Here is a 14933-nt window from a genome sequence, read left to right as displayed (position 1 = left end):
GCATTCCTGGATCGTATCGATTCGGTCCTTGTCTGACCCCAAGTCCGATCAACCACCAAGCCAAAGGAGCCTTCCATGACGACCTCACCCATATCCGAGAGCACATGCACGCTCACAAGCGATGAGATCGCACGCATCGATGCCTATTGGCGCGCCTGCTGTTACCTGGCCGTCGGCATGATCTATCTGCGCGCCAACCCCCTGCTCAAGGAACCGCTGAAGGAGGAGCATCTCAAGAAGCGGCTGCTAGGTCATTGGGGCGCGAGTCCAGGTCTCTCCTTCATGTACGTCCATCTCAACCGCATCATCAGGGAACGCCAGCAGGAGGCCATCTTCCTCGCCGGCCCAGGCCATGGCGCACCGGGCGTCCTGGCCCCCGTCTACCTGGAAGGCACCTACTCCGAGATCTATCCCAACAAGAGCGAGGACGAAGAGGGCATGAGGTCCTTCTTCAAGCAGTTCTCCTTCCCCGGCGGGATCGGCTCGCACTGCACGCCAGAGACGCCAGGATCCATCCATGAGGGCGGCGAACTGGGCTACTCCATCTCGCACGCCTTCGGCGCAGCCTTCGACAACCCGAATCTATTGGTCGCCGTCGCGGTCGGCGACGGCGAATCCGAGACCGGACCGCTGGCTACCTCCTGGCATTCGTCCAAGTTCCTCAATCCGATCCGCGACGGCGCCGTACTGCCGATCCTTCATCTCAACGGCTACAAGATCAACAACCCCACCCTGCTCTCGCGCATCCCCAAAGAGGAACTGACCGAGCTCTTCCGTGGCTATGGCTGGACGCCCCATTTCGTCGAGGGCGACGACCCCATGACCATGCACGAGACCATGGCCTCCACGCTCGACGCCTGCCACGCCCAGATCCGCGCCTTCCAGCAGGAGGCACGCGAAAGCGGCAAGGCGACACGCTGCCACTGGCCCATGATCGTGCTGCGCACGCCGAAGGGTTGGACCGGACCCAAGAGCGTCGACGGACACAAGGTCGAGGGCTTCTGGCGCGCCCACCAGGTTCCGCTATCCGGCATGCGCGCCAACGAGGCCCATCTGCGCCAGCTCGAGGATTGGATGCGCAGCTATCGCCCGGAGGAACTGTTCGACGACAAGGGACGGCTCATCCCCGAACTCAAGGCGCTGGCCCCCGAGGGCACGATGCGTATGAGCGCCAGCCCGCACGCCAATGGCGGTCTGCTGCGCCGAGGGCTGCGCATGCCGGATTTCCGCGACTATGCCCTGCAGATCACGCATCCGGGACGCGTCCGCGCCATGAACACCAAACCGACCGGCGCGCTGCTGCGCGACGTCATGGCCAAGAACATGGACAACTTCCGCGTCTTCGGACCGGACGAGAACACCTCCAACAAGCTCGACGCCATCTACGAGGTCAGCAAGAAGCTCTGGCTCTGCGACTACCGGGAAGAGGACGCCGACGGCGGCGAACTCTCGCCCGACGGACGGGTCATGGAGATGCTCTCGGAACACACGCTGGAGGGTTGGTACGAGGGCTATGTACTGACCGGACGTCACGGCTTCTTCGCCACCTACGAGGCCTTCGTCCACGTCATCGACAGCATGTACAACCAGCACGCCAAATGGCTGGCGATCTGCGAGGACATCCCCTGGCGCGCGCGAATCTCCTCGCTGAACCTGTTGATCACCTCGACCGTTTGGCGTCAGGACCACAACGGCTTCACCCATCAGGACCCCGGCTTCCTCGACGTCGTGGTGAACAAGAATCCGGAGGTGACACGCATCTATCTGCCACCGGACGTGAACACCCTGCTCTCCACCGTCAACCATTGCCTCAAGAGCCGTGACAACATCAACGTCATCGTCGCCGACAAGCAGAACCATCTCCAATACCTGGACATGGATGCCGCGATCAAGCACTGCACCAAGGGCATCGGCATCTGGGAGTGGGCGAGCAACGATCAGGGCAGCGAGCCCGATGCCGTGATGGTTGGCTGCGGCGACATCCCGACCAAGGAGGCCCTGGCCGCGACCGCGTTGCTGCGCGAGCATTTCGAGGACATCAAACTCCGCTTCATCAATGTCGTCGATCTCTTCACCCTGCAGCCGGCTGGCGAGCATCCGCATGGACTGAGCGACGCCGATTTCGACAGCCTCTTCACCAAGGACAAGCCGGTCATCTTCAATTTCCACGGCTATCCCTGGCTGATCCACCGTCTCGCCTACCGCCGCACCAACCACGCCCATCTGCATGTGCGCGGCTACAAGGAAAAGGGCAACATCAACACCCCGCTGGAACTGGCGATCAACAACGAAATCGACCGTTTCAGCCTGGCGATCGACGTCATCAACCGGGTGCCGCGCCTGCAGGTGGCCGGCGCGCACGTGAAGGAGAAGCTGCGCGACATGCAGATCGAATGCCGCAACTACGCCCACGAGCAGGGTATCGACAAGCCGGAGGTGGACGAATGGGTCTGGCCCTTCTAACCTCCTAACACGCATCGTCGGCCGGCCGCCATCGCCTGGCGGATCGGCCGACCGCCCTCCCCGATCCTCGCAACCTCCTCCCTCTCGACAAGGTGTCACCATGAGCATGGCGCAATCCCCCGAGCCGTTGGACGTGGACCGCGAAAGCACCCGCACCGGGATGTCCAAAACCGCATTGAAACAGGGTTTCCTGGACAATCTCTTCTACATTCAAGGCCGTTTCAGGGAGGTCGCGACCCCGCACGATCTCTACATGGCTGCCGCCTACACCACCCGCGACCGCATCCTCGAACGCTGGATCAAGTCGGCGCAGCACTACAAGTCCAATCAATCGCGCACGGTCTGCTATCTGTCGGCCGAATTTCTGCTAGGCCCCCATCTGGCGAACAACCTGGTCAACCTCGGCATCGTCGAGACCGCGACCGAGGCCGCGCATGAACTGGGATTGGACTTCGACGCCATCATCGCGGAAGAGGAAGAGCCGGGACTCGGCAATGGTGGGCTCGGCCGGCTGGCGGCCTGCTTCATGGACTCGCTCTCGACCCTGCAGATCCCGTCCATCGGTTACGGAATCCGCTACGAATTCGGAATCTTCGATCAGACGATCGAAGACGGCTGGCAGGTGGAAAAAAGCGACAATTGGCTGCGCAACGGCAATCCCTGGGAGATCCCTCGGCCCAAGATCCGTTTCCCCGTCTTCTACGGTGGTTATACCGAGCAGTACCGCGACCACGACGATCGTACCCGGACCCGCTGGGTGCCCGCGCAGATCATCGATGGGGTTGCCTACGACACCCCCATCCTTGGTTACGGAGTCGGCAACGTCAACCTGCTTCGACTCTGGAAAGCAGAAGCGTCAGAGTCATTCGATTTCCAGGCGTTCAATGTCGGCAACTATTACGGCGCCGTGCATGCCAAGATCGAGGCCGAGACCATCTCCAAGGTGCTCTACCCCAACGACGAGCCCGAGGCCGGCAAGGAACTGCGTCTCAAGCAGCAATTCTTCTTCGTCTCTTGCTCCATACAGGACATGATCCGGCTCCAGTTCAACACGGTCGGCCCGCTGGACAGCTTCGCCGAAAAATTCGTCGTCCAGCTCAACGACACGCACCCATCGCTCGCCGTCGCCGAACTCATGCGTCTGCTGATGGACGAACACGACATGGACTGGGACCGGGCCTGGGACATCACCCACCGCGTTTTCTGCTACACCAACCACACACTGCTTCCCGAGGCGCTGGAGACCTGGTCGGTCAGCCTGTTCGAGCGGCTGCTGCCGCGCCATCTGGAGATCGTCTACGAGATCAACCGGCACTTCCTCGACGAGGTCCGGATCCGCTTTCTCGGCGACGAAGAGCGGGTGCGGCGCATGTCGCTGATCGCCGAGGACGGCGAGCGGCGGGTGCGCATGGCCAATCTCGCGGTGGTCGGCAGCCGCGCGGTCAACGGCGTCGCCGCGCTGCATTCGGAACTGGTCAAAACCACCCTGTTCAAGGATTTCCACGACTTTTGGCCGGACCGTTTCCACAACGTCACCAACGGGGTCACGCCGCGGCGATTCATGGTGGTCGCCAATCCGCGTCTGGCCCGACTCATCAGCGAGACCTGCGGCAGCGACGACTGGATCCGCGATCTCGGCCGGCTGCGCGATCTCGAAGCCCACGCCATGGACAGCGGGCTCCACGAACGCTGGCACGCGGTCAAGATCGCGGCCAAGCGCGATCTGGCGGCCTGGCTGAAACACCGCACCGGCGTTCTGCTCGACCCGGAGGCCATATTCGACGTCCAGGCCAAGCGCATTCACGAATACAAGCGCCAGCACCTGAACCTGCTGCATATCATCCGCTGCTATCAACGCATCAAGCAAAGCCCCAATCAAGACATGGTCCCGCGCGCCTTCATCTTCGGCGGCAAGGCGGCGCCCGGCTATTTCATGGCCAAGCTCATCATCAAACTCATCAACGCGGTCGCAGAGGTCATCAACAACGACCCGCAGATCAACGGCTTCATCCGCGTCGTCTTCATGCCGGACTTCAACGTCAAGAACGGTCAGCATCTCTACCCGGCTGCCAATCTCTCCGAACAGATCTCGCTCGCCGGCAAGGAGGCATCAGGCACGGGCAACATGAAGTTCTCGATGAATGGGGCCTTGACCATCGGCACGCTAGACGGTGCCAACGTCGAAATCCGAGAGGAGGTCGGCAAAGAAAATTTCTTCCTGTTCGGCATGTCGGCCGATGAGGTCGGTCAGCACCAGCGCGAGGGCTATCGCCCCTGGGAGTATTACGCTAGAGATGCCGAGCTCAAATCGGACATCGACCTCATCAACTCGGGACTCTTCTCGCACGGCGACACCCAGCTGTTCCGACCGCTGACCGATCGACTCGTCAACCAGGACCCGTTCATGGTCCTCGCCGACTACCGCGCCTATATCGCCTGCCAGGACCATGTCGCCGAGGCCTACCGCGACCACCAGCACTGGACGCGGATGTCGATCCTCAATGTCGCCCGGATGGGAAAATTTTCCTCGGATCGCGCCATCCGCGAGTACGCCGAACACATCTGGCGGACCGAACCGCATCCGATCGGCCTCTGAGCAGGACCAAACCGCACACAGAGCGCGGAAGCTTCCGCTTCCGCCTCAAATTGCCCTCGCGCCCACACCCAAATCGAGGCAGAATCTTACCAATCGTTAATCAAACCGATGAGCAGAACATCAAGGACATGCTCAGCAGGCATCAGGGAAACGCCCTAAGAACACGGGCAACCGTCCGAACCGCAAGCGCCCGCTTCAGCGGGGCACCGGATGCGCAATCCAATGCCCCTCCTCTATTCGGCCCTCTGGTACCGTTCCTTTTTCCCGTTCAGCACCCACCTGTTTTCGGCCGAGCACGACCGTCCGACACCCACTCCATCGCGTCCATCTCAACACGCGACTCACGCGATTTCGAGCTCAGTGGAAACGCATGAAAAGAGATCCCCCCGGATCGACGAACCATAAACGCAATAGCTAAGGAGGCAGTCCCAATGGCCGCGCAAACGAAGGCACTGTTTGACCTCACAGTCCTAGTCGACGCCCTCATCGGCGAAGCCGCTGATCAACCGGACTCGATCGCCGCGCTTCAACTCGTCACCAATGGCGAGGTCGACGGTTATCTATGTGCAACCGCGATCGACTCGCTCAACGATATCCTGAGCCGCTCGCACGGTTCGTTGAGAGCGCGATCCCAGCTCGTGGAATTGCGTAGCATGCTAAACATCGCACCGGTCGACGCAGTCGTCGTGGACGCGGCAATGGCCCTTGAATGGGAATATTTCGACGACGCGCTCACGCATGAATGCGCCCGCGTGAACGGAATCGATCGACTCGTCACACTGAACCCGCACGACTTCATAAACCCCTCGATTTCGATCCTCGCGCCAGTGGAATTCCTGAAGGAAGTGCAGACCGCTCGCGCCTGAATCCCCGAAATCGCAGCTCCAGAATCGCCCGTTTCTCGCCCCGAAAAAAGATTCCTGCGCCGAGCCTGCTAACTAGGCCGGCGCCTTGAGAACCATCGCGAGCCTTGCTCGATCGGCCCACCGAAAAACCGTTCAGCAGCGAATCGCCCCGGATCTCAACGAACGGAACGCGGGGGAATCCGCCAACTCATGACTTGGCAAACCGCCTCATCGCTACGAGCCCCATGAGACCGGAACCGAAAAGCAACGCCGCGCCAGGTATTGGAACGGCCCCGGTAAAGGGAACATTGTGCAACTCCATGCTGCCGTCCCAAGAACTCGCGACAAGCGTTCCGTTCATCTGACCGTTGTTCGCTGTAACACTGGCATTTGGCGCCAGAATGCTTCCTTCGATACCCACGCCGGACATATCGAGAGACGTCGAGTCGTAGAAATTGAAGAGCACGGTTCCCGCATAACCCTTCAGGTCTTGCATGCCCATATTACGAATCGCATTCGATGTGCCAGACACATTGAAAACCAATGTCGCACCAGAAAAGATACTGTTCGGATCAGATATCGTCAGGGAGCTTGCCGAGGATAGATTCGCCCCATCGATATCAAAAATCTGCAAGGCATTCGTACCATCGCCCGCAATCGCGATATTGCCTCCGTTATATGCCACGCTACCGTTTGCGGCGGAGGAAGAAAGCGTCCCGGACAGACTGGTCAGCGCGTTCTTCGCCGCCATAAAATCGACAGGAAGTGGGGCGACATGACTGCTCAGGGTGCCATTGAGCACAGTAAGACCTGGAGTCGAAGCGTTTCCACCAACGATCGCATTCCCTTTATTCACCTGCCCGTTGGTATAAGTAAGATTACCGCCGACAAGCAGGCTAGGTATCGTCGTCGAGACGCCGGTCAGCTTGGCTCCAACCCCATAATTGCTCAACGTCACATTGCCTCCAGCCGCCAAACGGCCTTCGGTATCCGTATTGCTGCTGACGAAATCGCCAAAGACGAATGCGTTATAGTCACCCGCCACCCCCAGACCTAGCGCAAAAACTGGGTGAGCGAACAGGGCGGCGCCCAGAAAAAGAGGGGCGGCCATTAATTTCAATCGTGTCTTCATATATAACCTCTGGAATTCCATAACCGCCCGGAGTGCGTCTTCAAGAACGCCACGTCCGGAACAAAAACAACAGCATTAGCCAGGTAAAATCCAGGCATCCACCATCATGAGCAAGCTATCGCTCTCAGGACGATAGCACCTTGGCATCAGCAATGAAATCCGCGATTTACGACCAAAATCAGCCGCACGTACCTTCGCTAAAAAACCGAAAGCCAAACTATTGAGTCCATAGTCAGGCAACCCAACCTTCAGGGATCCATTTCGATCTGCACCCCGAGCCGGATGCATCGACAAAAGGCCATCCAGCGCATCGAACGACCCTCGAATCTCGCCGGGAGACCTCATGCCTCGCGCCACCCTGGTTAGACAACGCCTGTTGGCGCTTTTTCTCGCGGGATTGCTGCTTCTTTCCTCACCGCTGGTCGGCCAGTTCGAGGCGCTCGATCGACTCCTCGGGATTCCCGCCCTGCTCATCTATCTGTTCCTGGCCTGGGCGGCCATCATCGGCTTGGCGGCCTGGATCCTGTCGCGCGCTCGGGATCGGCATTGAGATCATGATCGACGGCCCGCTCATCATCGGGATCTCTTGTCTCTATCTGGGTTTGCTGTTCGCCATCGCCTTCTGGGCCGACCGTCGCGCCGATTGCGGACGCTCGGTCATCGCCCACCCGACCGTCTACGGACTCTCGCTTGCGGTCTACTGCACCGCATGGACCTTCTACGGCAGCGTCGGACGCGCGACCGAGAACGGCATCGGATTCCTGCCCATCTATCTGGGACCGACGCTGATGGCGCTGCTCTGGGGATCGGTCCTGCTCAAAATGATCCGGGTGAGCAAATCCGAGCGCATCACCTCGATCGCGGATTTCATCGCCTCGCGCTACGGCAAGAGTCAAGCGCTCGGCGGACTGGTCACCCTCATTGCCGTCGTCGGCGTCGTCCCCTACATCTCGCTGCAGCTCAAGGCGATCTCCTGGAGCTTCATCATCCTCCATCACTATCCCGATGTGAGAATGCCGGAGCAGACGAGCTTGCCGCTGTGGCATGACACTGCCTTCATCGCCACCCTACTGCTCGCCGCCTTCGCCATCCTCTTCGGCACGCGCCAGCTCGACGCGAGCGAGCGTCACGAGGGCATGGTCGCCGCAGTCGCCTTCGAATCCATCGTCAAACTGATTGCCTTCCTCGCGGTCGGGCTCTTCGTCACACTCGGTCTGCTGGGACTCGGCCCCACGGAACTGGGCCAGCTCGCGGCGGCGGCGCAAACCCAGGAGGCGCTGCGCCCACTGCTCGAACCCAGCATTTCGCCCTTCGCGGACTGGTTCGCCATCAGTCTGCTGGCCGGGCTCGCGGTCATCCTGCTACCGCGCCAGTTCCAGATGGGCGTGGTGGAGATCAGCGACGAGAACCATCTGAAACGCGCCATCTGGGTCTTCCCGCTCTATCTGCTCCTGATCAACCTCTTCGTCGTCCCCATCGCCATTGCCGGACTGATCCTGTTTCCGGGCGGCGAGGTCGACGCCGACACCTTCATGCTCACCCTGCCGATCGCCTTCGATCAGCCTTGGCTCGCGCTGCTGGTCTTCATCGGCGGACTGTCGGCCTCGACCGGTATGGTGATCGTCGAGAGCATCGCCCTCTCCACCATGGTCAGCAACGATCTGGTACTCCCGGCGCTCATGCGCCGCTGGCGCCGACGCCCGCCCCCGGCCGATCTAGGCCGTCTGCTGCTCAACATACGTCGCGGTGCCATCCTGGTCATCCTGCTGATGGGCTATCTCTACTACCACTTCGCCGGCGAGGCCTATGCCTTGGTCAGTATCGGGCTCATCAGCTTCGTTGCCGTCGCCCAGTTCGCACCGGCGGTGATCGGCGGACTCTATTGGCGCGGCGGCACGCGCGAAGGCGCGCTGGCCGGACTCTCGGCGGGATTCCTGGTCTGGATCTACTGTCTGCTGCTGCCCTCATTCGCCCGCTCGGGCTGGCTGCCGCCCGCCTTCATGGAGTCCGGCCCAGGTGGTCTCGACTTCCTGGCCCCGCAGGCACTGTTCGGACTGGATGGATGGAACGCGGTCACGCACGGATTCTTCTGGAGCCTGACCATCAACATCGGCGTCTTTCTGCTGATCTCATCGCTACGCGAACCCAATGCGCTAGAGACACGCCAGGCACGGCTCTTCGTGGATGCGCTACGCCAGAGCCATCCGACCAGCCCCCGGCTCTGGCGCGGCAGCGCGGAGCTGCACGAGCTGACCGCCTTGGTCGCGCGCTTCCTGGGGATCCGGCGCACCCGCGAGGCGTTCGAATATCTCGCCCAAGGCCGGGGATACGATTCGATCAGCGCACTGCCGGCCGACGCCGAGACCGTCAACTTCGCCGAAATCCTGCTCTCTGGCGCCATCGGCAGCGCCTCGGCACGGGTCATGGTCGCCTCGGTCACCCAGGAGGAGACGCTCGGACTCGCAGAGGTACTCGACATCCTCGACGAGGCATCTCAGATCCGCGCCTACAGTCATGAGCTGGAGCAGAAATCGCGTGCATTGGAGGAGGCCACCGAGGGGCTGCGCGCCGCAAACCAGCGCCTGCAGGAACTCGACCGCCTGAAGGACGACTTCATCTCCTCGGTCACGCACGAGCTGCGGACGCCGCTCGCCTCCATTCGCGCCTTCTCCGAAATCCTTTTCGACGATCCGACGATCCCGCTCGACCAGCGTCGACACTTCCTCGGCATCCTGGTCAGCGAGACCGAGCGTCTGTCGCGATTGGTCAATCAGGTCCTGGATCTGGCCAAGATCGAGTCCGGTCAGGCCGAATGGCGCAACGAGACGATCGATCTGCGCGGGATCATCGAGCAATCCGTCTCCGCAACCAAGCAACTGATCGCCGACCGAGGCACCCAGGTAGAGCTCGACCTCCAAACCCAGCCAGCGCTCGTGTGGGGCGACCGCGACCGTCTGATCCAGGTCATGGTGAATCTGCTCTCCAACGCCGCCAAGTTCGCAGCGGCCAAGGAAGGCCGGATCCATATCCATCTATCGACGCACAGCAACGGCAGCCGCTACCGCGTCTGCGTCAACGACAACGGACCCGGCATCGCCGAAGAGGACCTGGAGCAGGTCTTCGAGAAATTCCATCAGACCCAGATCGGCGGGTCCAAACCGGCCGGTACCGGGCTCGGACTGCCGATCAGCCGCCAGATCATCGATCATCAGGGCGGTCGGCTCTGGGCGCTAAGTCAGCCCGAAAAAGGTGCTACCCTCTGCTTCGAGCTCCCCGCACATCCCGAGGGGAGACCTGGGATGAAGGGATCCACATGAGCAAACGCATCCTGATCGTCGACGACGAGCCCAATATCGTCATCTCACTCGAATTCCTGATGATGCGCGAAGGCCACGAGGTCCGTGTCGCGCGCGATGGCGAGGCCGGCCTGACCGCCGTGCGCACCCACCGACCCGACCTTGTGGTGCTCGACGTCATGATGCCCAAGCTCGACGGCTTCGCGGTCCTGGAGACCGTTCGATCCGAACCTGAGCTGGCCCATACCCGCATCCTGATGCTGACCGCCAAAGGCGGCGAGGCCGACCGACAAAAGGGACTGAGCCTGGGCGCCGACGCCTACATGACCAAACCCTTCTCGACCCGCGAACTGGTCGAGAAGGTCAAAGAGCTGCTCGCCCTCACCGACTGAGATCTAACCGCGACGCGCCTCTTCGGTGGCATCAATCCGCGCATCCTCGCAGACCATCGCAACCCGAACTTCGCGCCCCGAGGATTCAAGCACAATAGCGATCAGAGATCGCACCAGTTTCGATCCCCTCTCGCTGGCTATACCGGATACACAGAGGCCAGCGCCTCGCATCACCACACATCCACGACTTCCAAGAGAGACGAATCATGATGAAACAGACCGCAACCCTGCTGGCATTCACGGCCGCGCTCACCCTCTCCACCGCCGGATCGGCAGACGAGGTCACGGACCAGATCGATGCCGCGCGCGCATCCTATGAGGCCGGCGAGCTGCGCTCTGCGGTGGAAACGCTGAATTTCGCGGTGAGCAAGATCCAGGAGCAGATGACGGCGAGCCTGCTCAAGCTGCTGCCCGAACCGCTCGACGGCTGGAAGGCAGACGCCCCCGAGGCCCAGTCCGGCGGCATAGCGGCCATCATTACCGGCACCACGCTGAGCCGGCGCTATTTCCGCGACGATCAGAGCGAGGTCTCACTCAATCTCATGGCCGACTCGCCCATGATGCCCATGCTCACCATGGCCCTGTCGATGCCGCTCATGATGCAGAACAATCAGGACATGAAGACCTATTCGCTGAAAGGCTTTCGCGGCATGATCGAGCACGCAGCCGACAGCGAGGACTACGAGATCACCCTCATGGTCGGCAACCGGCTCGTCATCCAGGGCAAGGGCTCGCATCTGAAGGATTCCAAGCCCATCGAAGACTACCTGAACGCACTCGACCTGGATGCGATCCAGCAGGCGCTCTCCAAATGAGTCCGGCCTGACTGGCCATGCGCGGGGTCCGCAACGCGCACCCCGCACGTGACGGCCAAGAAGCGGGCGTCGATCTCGATGACCTGAACCGGCAGTCTCCATGGAACGGACATCCGATCGTCATGGACGACTTCTAGCCAGCTCCGCACTTCTCCATTCTCGCCCGCACCTTAGACCGCAAACTCACAGCTTATCCACAGATCGACTCACAGCGATTGGGGATATTCGGGTTCCCCGAGCGAGAAGCCGAGCCTCAGTCCAGGTCGTTACAATCCGGTCGCGACGGGGCGGTCGGGCGAGCGGACCCATTCGCTCCAAGACCCGACATAAAGCCGCGACCCGGCGAGGCCGGCAACCTCCATGGCCAACAGATTGTGGCAGGCCGTGACCCCCGACCCACAGCTATGAACGACGCGATTCGGCGGCACCTCGCCGATTGCCGAGAGGAAGCGCTGGCGCAGCTCCTCGGGCGGCAGGAAGCATCCATCCGGCCCCAGATTTCCGGTGAACGGCAGGTTGATCGCGCCGGGGATATGGCCACCGACCGGGTCCGTGGTCTCCACCTCACCGCTGAAACGCTCCGGCGCCCGCGCGTCAATGATTTGGACCTCATTCGTCGCCAGCGCCGCAACCAAGGTGTCGCTGGCGATCCAGGCGGTATCTTCGGGCGCCGCCGTGAAGACGCAGGCATCGGCTGTAGGTATCTCGGTGCTCAGATCGCCACCCGCCTCGGTCCAGGCGCTCAGTCCGCCATCGAGCATGGCCACCTGCGAATGACCCAGCCAGCGCAACAGCCACCACAGACGCCCGGCGAAGGTGCCGCCCAGATCATCGTACACCACGACACGGGTGTCACTGGTCACACCGCACTGGCCGAGCCAATCGATCAAGCGCATCGGATCCGGCAGCGGATGCCGTCCGGTCTCGGGACCGATCGGCGAGGAAAGATGGGTGTCGAGATTGGCGTAATAGGCGCCGGGAATGTGCCCCTCTCGATAGACCCGCGCACCGAACTCCGGCTCGGCCAAGGAGAAGCGACAGTCGAAAACGCGAAGATTGGGATCCTGGATCTGCTCGATCAGGGTCCGGGCGTCGATCAGGGGGTAAAAAGGGGTCGGATTCATCTGAAATCTGGTCACTCGCTGTCGATCAATGGCACCCATAACGGGCGTTCGAATCGATCCATTAGATCGAAACCATTCCCCGCGATCAACGCGGCATCCCGTCCTCGACCTGAAGGTCGTTCTCGGATTCGCCTTCGGCGCCGAGCGAGTCGATGCGGCGATTCACCAGCCAGCGTCCGTCGTTCAGTCGCCAGGCGACGACCGACTCGGCATAGGCGAGCGTCTCGTAGAAGTCTTCGTCGTCATCCGAACGCACGTCGATCAGCCGATAGTCATGGGCGCTGTAACAGATCGTGCCGCCCTGGTCGTAGCCGAAGACGCGTCGCGCGGGAATCTCGAATTCGCGGAAGACGCGGAAGGACTGAGGTACGACGACCCGGTCGCGCCATTCCTGGGGTAACGCGTTCTGCCAGCTCGGGGCACAGCTATCCGACTTCCCCCGGCGGTGACGACGGGGATGCTTGCCATAGGCGCACTCGGATGTGAAGACGTCGTTCATGGCGATGACCTCGGTTCAGGTGAATGCGGACGCAGGAAATGCCGCGCCGAGGGCTGAAGCGGGCAGCGGCAGGATGCAGTCGTCTGGAACCCGCAGGCGTGCCTGGGTACCCAGCGCGGGTGGATGTTGATCCGACGGAAGATGGATGCGCAGCGCCGAGCGGTCGGGCAGACGACAGAGCAAGACCCGATAGCCCCCCATGTCGGTGACGCGGGCGATCTCCACGGCCAGGCCGGGGCCATCGGTCAGGCTGGGTCCATGGGGCCGGATGGCGAGGTGCTCGGGGATCGCGGACGCGAGCGATCCGTTCAATCGCAGCCGTCCCCAGTCGCCTCGCGCCCAACCGTCCTCGCAGCCGGACACGGGGAGCCTGTTGTCCCAGCCCAAAACCTGAGCCACCTCGGCGTCGCTAGGGCGAGAGAACACCTCGGCGGTCGGGCCGTATTGACGCAACTCGCCGTCGACCAGGACGCCGACCCGGTCGGCGAGATGGCGCACGTCGTCGAGATCGTGCGTCACCAGGACGGTCGGCATGGGTCGCTCCGCGACCACCTCCTGGAACAGCAGACGCAGCGACTGGCGCAGACCCAGGTCGACGGCCGAGAAGGGTTCGTCGAGCAGCAGCACGTCCGGGCGCGAGGCCAGCGCGCGCGCCAGGGCAACGCGCTGACGCTGACCGCCCGAGAGCGCATGGGGCAGACGCTCGGCGAAGGGCTGTAGCTGCAACCGATCGAGCCAGAAACGCACCTCCCCTGCCCCATCGCCGCGCGGCTGTCCGTAGGCGATGTTGCGCGCCACGCTCAGATGAGGAAAGAGCGCATAGTCTTGGAACATGAGGGCGACCCGTCGCCGCCCCGGGGCCAGATCGATCCGTTGTCCACGGTCGAACCAGACCCGTTCGCCGTGTCGAACGTAGCCGGACATCGGCCGCTCCAGTCCGGCGAGCAAGCGCAACAGGGTCGTCTTGCCGCAGCCCGACGGCCCCACTAGCGCCGTGACTCCAGCCGACGCAATCTGGATCTGGGCATGCAGCCGAAAGACGCCCCGCCTGAAATCGAGATGGGCCTCCAGACAGGCCATCAGAGCCTCCCCAACCGCCGCAGGAGCAGGAAGAGCCCCAAAGACAGTGCCCCGAGCAAGATCGACAGCCGGGTGGCACACGCGAAATTGCCGTCGAGAACCTGGTTGTAGATGGCCAGCGACAGGGTTTCGGTCGAACCCAGAATGTTGCCGCCGAGCATCAGGGTCATACCCACCTCGCCGAAGGAACGTCCGACCCCGAGCGTGAGCCCGGCGGCGATGTGGCGCCGGATGACCGGAATCACCACCAGGAAGAGCGTCGCCAGCCGGCCCTTGCCGAGCGTGTAGGAGACCTCGATCAGCTCGCGCGCGCTGCCCTCGATGGCCGACTGGATGGGCTTGACCACCAGCGGCAACCCGGCGATGAAGGCGGCCATGACCAGTGCCGGAAAGGAGAACACCAGATCCCAGTCCAGATACTGATGCAATGGGCCGCCGATGACCCCGTGCCGCCCGAACAGCATCAGCAGAAAGAAGCCGATGGCGATGGGCGGAAACACCAGCGGCAGCGAGACCAGCGCATCCAGCAGACCTCGAAACGGAATCGGCTGACTGAGCGCATAGCCGAGCGCGATGCCCGCCACCAGGAAGAGCACCAGCACCACGCCGGCGACCTGCAGACTGAGCAGCAGCGCGGCGGGCGAGCAGTCGAGCCAGGGCGTCATGCCGGGATACTCGGGGAGTCGAACCG

The 14933-nt window shown here is 62.1% G+C and carries 12 protein-coding genes; 7 read left to right on the top strand and 5 right to left on the bottom strand.

Annotated features, from left to right (window positions below):
• Positions 1–75: 75 nt before the first annotated feature.
• The 3 genes from ACFSJC_RS12250 (at position 76) to ACFSJC_RS12240 (ending at position 5925) form a co-directional block, all read left to right on the top strand.
• Positions 76–2463, top strand: coding sequence for a phosphoketolase family protein (locus ACFSJC_RS12250; RefSeq protein ID WP_386027055.1), 2388 nt, complete (start codon positions 76–78; stop codon positions 2461–2463).
• Positions 2464–2563: 100 nt separating this feature from the next.
• A complete protein-coding gene (locus ACFSJC_RS12245; protein ID WP_386027052.1) occupies positions 2564–5059 on the top strand; it encodes a glycogen/starch/alpha-glucan phosphorylase in 2496 nt (831 codons plus the stop codon).
• Between the two features lie 431 nt (positions 5060–5490).
• Positions 5491–5925, top strand: coding sequence for a PIN domain-containing protein (locus tag ACFSJC_RS12240; protein WP_386027049.1), 435 nt, complete (start codon positions 5491–5493; stop codon positions 5923–5925).
• A gap of 187 nt (positions 5926–6112) precedes the next feature.
• Here ACFSJC_RS12240 and ACFSJC_RS12235 read toward each other — a convergent pair whose 3' ends face one another.
• The gene (locus ACFSJC_RS12235; protein ID WP_386027047.1) at positions 6113–7036 is read right to left on the bottom strand and encodes a choice-of-anchor A family protein; all 924 of its coding nucleotides are present in this window, start codon (positions 7034–7036) and stop codon (positions 6113–6115) included.
• A 343-nt stretch (positions 7037–7379) separates the two neighbouring features.
• Between ACFSJC_RS12235 and ACFSJC_RS12230 the strand changes: the two genes are divergently transcribed.
• From ACFSJC_RS12230 to ACFSJC_RS12215, 4 genes are all read left to right on the top strand, one after another.
• Positions 7380–7586 carry a hypothetical protein gene (locus ACFSJC_RS12230; protein WP_386027045.1) on the top strand — a complete coding sequence of 69 codons (207 nt, stop codon included), beginning with the start codon at positions 7380–7382 and terminating at the stop codon, positions 7584–7586.
• A gap of 4 nt (positions 7587–7590) precedes the next feature.
• Entirely contained in the window at positions 7591–10353 is a 2763-nt protein-coding gene (locus ACFSJC_RS12225) for an ATP-binding protein (protein WP_386027043.1), read from the top strand.
• Entirely contained in the window at positions 10350–10724 is a 375-nt protein-coding gene (locus ACFSJC_RS12220) for a response regulator transcription factor (protein ID WP_386027041.1), read from the top strand. Before ACFSJC_RS12225 ends, ACFSJC_RS12220 begins: the two co-directional genes overlap by 4 nt.
• 206 nt (positions 10725–10930) lie before the next feature.
• On the top strand, positions 10931–11539 hold the full coding sequence (locus tag ACFSJC_RS12215) for a hypothetical protein (RefSeq protein ID WP_386027039.1): 609 nt from the start codon (positions 10931–10933) through the stop codon (positions 11537–11539).
• Between the two features lie 266 nt (positions 11540–11805).
• Here ACFSJC_RS12215 and ACFSJC_RS12210 read toward each other — a convergent pair whose 3' ends face one another.
• From ACFSJC_RS12210 to ACFSJC_RS12195, 4 genes are all read right to left on the bottom strand, one after another.
• The gene (locus ACFSJC_RS12210; protein WP_386027037.1) at positions 11806–12663 is read right to left on the bottom strand and encodes a sulfurtransferase; all 858 of its coding nucleotides are present in this window, start codon (positions 12661–12663) and stop codon (positions 11806–11808) included.
• Positions 12664–12748: 85 nt separating this feature from the next.
• The gene (locus ACFSJC_RS12205) at positions 12749–13162 is read right to left on the bottom strand and encodes a hypothetical protein (protein WP_386027034.1); all 414 of its coding nucleotides are present in this window, start codon (positions 13160–13162) and stop codon (positions 12749–12751) included.
• A gap of 15 nt (positions 13163–13177) precedes the next feature.
• A complete protein-coding gene (locus tag ACFSJC_RS12200; protein ID WP_386027032.1) occupies positions 13178–14242 on the bottom strand; it encodes an ATP-binding cassette domain-containing protein in 1065 nt (354 codons plus the stop codon).
• Complete coding sequence (locus ACFSJC_RS12195; RefSeq protein WP_386027030.1) at positions 14242–14907, bottom strand: molybdate ABC transporter permease subunit; 666 nt, start codon at positions 14905–14907, stop codon at positions 14242–14244. Before ACFSJC_RS12195 ends, ACFSJC_RS12200 begins: the two co-directional genes overlap by 1 nt.
• Positions 14908–14933: the final 26 nt, after the last annotated feature.

The organism is Thiorhodococcus fuscus (assembly GCF_042682685.1).
GTDB lineage: Bacteria > Pseudomonadota > Gammaproteobacteria > Chromatiales > Chromatiaceae > Imhoffiella > Imhoffiella fuscus.
Note: the sequence above shows the minus strand (reverse complement) of the source record. Positions and strands in the feature narration are given on the sequence as shown.

Bases quoted from the DNA above. Each gene is read 5' to 3' on its own strand.
- ACFSJC_RS12250 (WP_386027055.1), top strand. From the start codon at position 76: ATGACGACCTCACCCATATCCGAGAGCACATGCACGCTCACAAGCGAT.
- ACFSJC_RS12245 (WP_386027052.1), top strand. From the start codon at position 2,564: ATGAGCATGGCGCAATCCCCCGAGCCGTTGGACGTGGACCGCGAAAGC.
- ACFSJC_RS12240 (WP_386027049.1), top strand. From the start codon at position 5,491: ATGGCCGCGCAAACGAAGGCACTGTTTGACCTCACAGTCCTAGTCGAC.
- ACFSJC_RS12235 (WP_386027047.1), bottom strand. From the start codon at position 7,036: ATGAAGACACGATTGAAATTAATGGCCGCCCCTCTTTTTCTGGGCGCC.
- ACFSJC_RS12230 (WP_386027045.1), top strand. From the start codon at position 7,380: ATGCCTCGCGCCACCCTGGTTAGACAACGCCTGTTGGCGCTTTTTCTC.
- ACFSJC_RS12225 (WP_386027043.1), top strand. From the start codon at position 7,591: ATGATCGACGGCCCGCTCATCATCGGGATCTCTTGTCTCTATCTGGGT.
- ACFSJC_RS12220 (WP_386027041.1), top strand. From the start codon at position 10,350: ATGAGCAAACGCATCCTGATCGTCGACGACGAGCCCAATATCGTCATC.
- ACFSJC_RS12215 (WP_386027039.1), top strand. From the start codon at position 10,931: ATGATGAAACAGACCGCAACCCTGCTGGCATTCACGGCCGCGCTCACC.
- ACFSJC_RS12210 (WP_386027037.1), bottom strand. From the start codon at position 12,663: ATGAATCCGACCCCTTTTTACCCCCTGATCGACGCCCGGACCCTGATC.
- ACFSJC_RS12205 (WP_386027034.1), bottom strand. From the start codon at position 13,162: ATGAACGACGTCTTCACATCCGAGTGCGCCTATGGCAAGCATCCCCGT.
- ACFSJC_RS12200 (WP_386027032.1), bottom strand. From the start codon at position 14,242: ATGGCCTGTCTGGAGGCCCATCTCGATTTCAGGCGGGGCGTCTTTCGG.
- ACFSJC_RS12195 (WP_386027030.1), bottom strand. From the start codon at position 14,907: ATGACGCCCTGGCTCGACTGCTCGCCCGCCGCGCTGCTGCTCAGTCTG.